This is a genomic window from Zavarzinella formosa DSM 19928 (assembly GCF_000255705.1).
GTDB lineage: Bacteria > Planctomycetota > Planctomycetia > Gemmatales > Gemmataceae > Zavarzinella > Zavarzinella formosa.
This window is the reverse complement of record NZ_JH636454.1, coordinates 87,128-87,430: the sequence shown is the minus strand read 5'-3', so window position 1 is coordinate 87,430 and position 303 is coordinate 87,128. Positions and strand designations below refer to the sequence as shown.

Sequence of the window (303 nt, the reverse complement as noted above, 5' to 3'; positions counted from 1 at the left end):
AAGCCGGTGTCGCTGGTCATGACCCCGCCAAAGGTGATCTCAATCGACTTGGTCCCGGCGGCGGCGAGCAGGGTGCGGTAGCCCCCCGAGGACTTGTTGGTGATGTCCACCTGTTCGTTGTTGAGCTTGAACGAGTGGGTCTTGCAGTCGGCGATGGCTGTGCCGCCCGACCAGGTCCCGGTCTTGAGCAGAAAGGCTGAGCCTGCGTAATTGGTCATGTGGGTGTCCTTCCGTGGTTAAGCGTGAATCAAGGCGCGGTATCGGGCCACGCCGCGGTAATAATGGTCGTTCTCCCCCTCGATC

General features: G+C 61.1%; 1 protein-coding gene. It reads right to left on the bottom strand.

Going from position 1 to position 303, the window contains the following annotated elements:
- A partial coding sequence (locus BGIM_RS56195) for a phage tail tube protein (RefSeq protein WP_020474567.1) occupies positions 1-218 on the bottom strand: 218 nt, incomplete at its 3' end.
- Positions 219-303: the final 85 nt, after the last annotated feature.